5 protein-coding genes are annotated in these 4404 nt (G+C 71.3%); 3 read left to right on the top strand and 2 right to left on the bottom strand.

The features are described 5' to 3' along the window. The coding region (locus VGF64_03650; protein ID HEY1633828.1) for an HNH endonuclease at positions 1-256 on the top strand (256 nt) is incomplete at its 5' end. Positions 257-339: 83 nt separating this feature from the next. After that, a complete protein-coding gene (locus VGF64_03645) occupies positions 340-1800 on the top strand; it encodes an MFS transporter (protein ID HEY1633827.1) in 1461 nt (486 codons plus the stop codon). Positions 1801-1815: 15 nt separating this feature from the next. On the opposite strand, the gene VGF64_03640 is transcribed toward VGF64_03645, so the two are convergent. Beyond that, positions 1816-2601, bottom strand: a complete 786-nt coding sequence (locus VGF64_03640) for a class I SAM-dependent methyltransferase (protein ID HEY1633826.1) — start codon at positions 2599-2601, stop codon at positions 1816-1818. Then, on the bottom strand, positions 2598-3626 hold the full coding sequence (locus VGF64_03635) for a hypothetical protein (GenBank protein HEY1633825.1): 1029 nt from the start codon (positions 3624-3626) through the stop codon (positions 2598-2600). Before VGF64_03635 ends, VGF64_03640 begins: the two co-directional genes overlap by 4 nt. A gap of 100 nt (positions 3627-3726) precedes the next feature. Here VGF64_03635 and VGF64_03630 point away from each other — a divergent pair. Then, positions 3727-4404, top strand: a 678-nt coding sequence (locus VGF64_03630; GenBank protein HEY1633824.1) for a hypothetical protein, incomplete at its 3' end; no start/stop codon positions are given.

The raw sequence follows: 4404 nt of genomic DNA, 5'->3' as shown, positions 1-4404 counted from the left end.
GCACTTCGGGCGCCACATCCCCGCCGAGCTGCGCACCGCCCTCGACCTCGGTGGTCCCCCCGACTTCGACGGGGTCATCTGCGTGGACTGCGGCACGCGCCACCACATCCAGTACGACCACGTCGACCCGGTGGCCAACGGGGGCCCCACCACCCGGGCCAACCTGAGCGGGAGGTGCTGGGACTGCCACGAGCTCAAGACCGAGCGGGACCGCCAGGCGGGACTGTTGGGCGGCGGCGGGCGGGAGCCGCCGTGAGTTTCTGGAGTGTCCAAAACACGGCGTGTCCTTCGTCGGTGTAGGTGAGGCCGCCGAGTGGGCGGCGCGACCGACCGGGAGAGATGATCGTGCTGAAGGAACGTGTACCCGTGGCCGAGCGCAGCCGCCAGGAGCCGCACAAGACGTGGACGGTTGTTCTTGCATCGCTCGGCGTCTTCATGACGGCCCTCGACACGCTGGTGGTGACGACCTCACTGCCGGCGTTACGGGCGGAGCTGCACTCGAGCCTGCAGAGCCTGGAGTGGACGGTCAACGCCTACAACCTGTCGTTCGCCTGCTTTCTGTTGACGGGCGCGGCCCTCGGTGACCGGTTCGGACGCCGGCGTATGTTCACGATCGGGCTGCTGCTGTTCACCGGGGCGTCCGCGCTGGCGGCATTGTCGCCGACGGCCAGCATGCTGGTCGGTGCCCGCGCCATCCAGGGCGCCGGAGCGGCGATCGTGTTCCCGCTCTCGCTGACGCTGATCAGCGAAGCCTTCCCCGTCGAGAAGCGGGGCGCGGCCATCGGGCTCTGGGGTGGGATCACGGGCCTGGGCGTGGCGTTCGGGCCGGTCATCGGCGGCGCCGTCGTGACGGGCATCAGCTGGCACTGGATCTTCTGGCTCAACGTGCCCGTCGGCGCGGCGCTGATCCCGCTTGCCGCCAGGCGGCTGGCCGAGAGCTTCGGCCCCCGATCGCAGCTCGACATCACCGGGCTCGTGCTGGCGGGGACGGGAGCACTGGGTGTGACGTGGGGGCTGGTCCGCGCCAACTCCGTCGGCTGGGGCAGCGCCGAGGTCACGATGACGCTCGTCGCCGGAGCGGTGCTGATCGGTTCGTTCCTCGCGTGGGAGCGTCGTGCCCCGGCACCGATGCTGGACCTCGCCTCGTTCCGCGATCGCACGGTGGCGGGCGCCAACGCGGTGAGCTTCTTGATGTATGCCGGGCTGTTCGGGGCTCTCTTCCTGATGTCGCAGTTCTTCCAGATCTGCCTCGGCTACTCGCCCCTCGAGGCGGGGGTGAGGCTGCTTCCCTGGTCGGTGCCGCCGCTGTTCATCGCTCCGATCGCCGGGGTGCTCGCGGACCGCTACGGCAACCGTCCGTTCATGGCGCTCGGCCTGGCCCTGCAGGCGGCCGGGCTCGCCTGGGTCGCCCTCATCGCTTCTCCTGGCGTCGGTTACGCGCAGGTCGGCGTGGCCCTCACGATCGCCGGCATCGGCACCTCGTTCTGCTTCCCGACCGTCGCCAACGCCGTCATGGGCGCCGTCCCGATCTCCGAGGCGGGCGTCGCCTCGGGGACGAACAGCACGATTCGGGAGCTCGGCGGGGTCCTTGGTGTCGCCGTCCTCGCCAGCGTGTTCGCCCGCCACGGCGTCTACGCCTCACCCGTCAGGTTCGCCGCCGGCTTCACCCCTGCGCTCTGGGTCGCCGTGGCCTTCTCGGCCTTCGGCGTGCTCGCGGCCCTGTTCACCGCCAAGCAGCAGCGGCGGGAGGAGTCGCCCGCGCTCACGCCGGAGCCGGCGCTGGCGAACCGGGCGGCGTGAGATCATCGTGTGCCTTCAGCGAGTGGCGGGGACGACACTGGCGAGGATGCGGACGCCGAGCCGAAGCCCCGCAACGTCCGAGCCGAGTGCGGCGACGGCCTCGGCGGCCAACGCGTCACGTTCGCCAAGCGGCAGGCTGGCGACGAAGTCAGCGATCGCGGGGCCGCTCAGGCGCCAGCCGACCAGCGCATCGGCCGTGTCCAATCCGGCATCGACGTGGCGGTCCGTCACCCCGACGACGGTGAGGCCGGCCGCCGCGGCGAGGTCGGCCAGCTTGTGTGGGTCGGCCAGCCTGGGCTCGAGATCCGTCTTGAGATGGACGTACCAGTCCGGAGGCGTCCATCCCCGGCGAGCGGCGGCGCGTTCGACGGCCTCCTTGGCCGGGTGCCGGGTGCCGGTCTCGGCGAAGACCCCGACCATCACCGGGCCCCCGACCACGGTGATCCGGCGGGCCTCGGCGAGCACGGCACCGGGGTCCTCGACGTGGGAGAGCGAGAAGGCCGCGATCGCTCCTCCGACGCTGGCGGCGGACAGGGGCAGGGTCGCCATGTCGCCGACCACGGCGGGCGGACGGCGGGCTCGATCGTGGCTCAGCATGGCGGCCGACAGGTCCAGGGCGACCGGTCGGCTTCCAGCGGCCTCCAGGGCGCGGCTGGTCGCCCCCGTGCCCGCCCCGAGATCGAGCACCGACCGCCCGTGGAGCGGGACCGGAGCGGCGGTGACGATCGCCCGGCCCAGCACCTCGTAGGCCGGGTCGACGCTGGTTGCCCACGCCTCGGGCGATTCGTAGTGGATGCTCACAGGCAGTCCAGGCCATCGGCGCCGCGACCGAGCCACCAGGCCAGCTCGGCACCGGGCCCACCGAGCGCCTTCTCCCAGCCGAACTGGACCAGACCGCCCAGAAGCGACAGCGCCAGCGCCCGGTCCCACCAGGTCGAGGTGGCGACACCGTGGCGCTCGAGCGCGGCACGGTAGGCGGCGATAGCTGCCTCCTTGGTGTGTGGCAGGCGGGCGGCATTGATGGCCAGGTACCACGCCAGCTCCGCGGTCGGGCATCCCCGACCCGGCACGGCCCAGTCCAGCAGCACGGTCCGTCCGTCGGGGAGGCTTCCGAGGTTGCCGAGCTTCCAGTCGCCATGCAGCAGCGTGGCGGGCGAAGTCTCCAGGGCGTCGACCAGCGGCGACGGGTCGTGGGCCAGATCGATCACCGGGGCGGCGATCGAGCCGCCGATCGTGGCGAGCTGCTTCCAGCCTTCGATGATCAACGGGGGTACCGGATCGGGCCAGCCCCGCGCGGCCTCCACGGACACGCCCTCTGGGCTGAACTCGAGGTACCGATGGTGCGGTGGCGCGAGCCCGACCGTGTCGGTCCATCCCCAGAACCTGGCGTGGAGCGCCGCCATGTGATCGAGAAAGGCCAGGTGTTGATCGAGCCTCACGGGCCCGTTCCCCTCGGGCACCAGCGAGGCCGACAGGTCCCGCATGAGGAGCGCCCCGCCCCAGCCGTTCCGGCCCAGACCGGCGGCGGCGCCGACCACGGCGTGGTCGATGCACGCGGGCAGCTGGTCCAGGATGCCCGACCGCCAGACCTGCACCGGCCGACAACCCAGGTCCCCGGTGGAGCGCATGATCCAGTCGTCGTCGACGTGCAGGTGCTTGAGGACATGGGGGCGGCCGTCGATCCACACGCGCTCGAAGCGGGCGCCCGACTTCGAGTCGGCCGTGGCCATGGCGAGACGCTCTGTGGCCCCTCCGAGCAGGTCCTCGATCGACGCCGCCACCCGCCGCTCGACCAGCACCACGGGCCTGCTCTCACCGGTCGTCACCCCACCAGCGTGGCAGAGCCCGGCCCCCGTCGTCCCGGCCAGAGATACCGAGGCGGCGGGTGCTTCCCCTCGAGGCCGACGCCTCGCGTACTGTGGCGGCGTGAGCAAGCGGGTGGTCGTGTGGGGCACCGGGTTCGTCGGCAGGATGGTGATCGCCGAGATCCTGCGGCATCCCGAGTTCGAGCTCGTCGGGGTCGGCGTCTCGAATCCCGACAAGGCCGGCCGCGACGTGGGCGAGATCTGCGGGCTGGCTCCGGCCGGCATCATCGCCACTGATGACGTCGAGTCTCTGATCGCCAAGGCGCCCGACGCGCTGGCTCACTACGGCCCGACGGCGGCCCACGCCGATGACAACATCGCGCTCGTCGGAAAGTTTCTCCGCGCCGGGATCGACGTCGTCTCCACCGCGATGACGCCATGGGTCTGGCCCAAGGCGGCACACAACCCACCAAACTGGATCCAGCCCATCGAGGAGGCCTGCGCCGAGGGCGAGGCGTCCTGCTTCACCACCGGCATCGATCCCGGCTTCGCCAACGACCTGTTCCCGATGACGCTGATGGGCCTCTGCGGCGAGGTCCGGTCGGTGCGGGCGCTCGAGCTGCTCGACTATGCCGTCTACACCGGCGACTACGAGACCGAGATGGGAATCGGACGCCCGCCCGATCAGACGTCGACCCTGGAGATCCCCGAGATCCTCGTCATGGCGTGGGGTGGGACGGTGCCGATGATGGCCGAGGCGGTGGGTATCGAGCTCGACGACATCACGACCACCTGGGAG

It is taken from the genome of Acidimicrobiales bacterium (assembly GCA_036491125.1).
Taxonomy (GTDB): Bacteria; Actinomycetota; Acidimicrobiia; order Acidimicrobiales; family AC-9; genus AC-9.
This window is presented reverse-complemented; position numbering and strand designations above follow the sequence as displayed.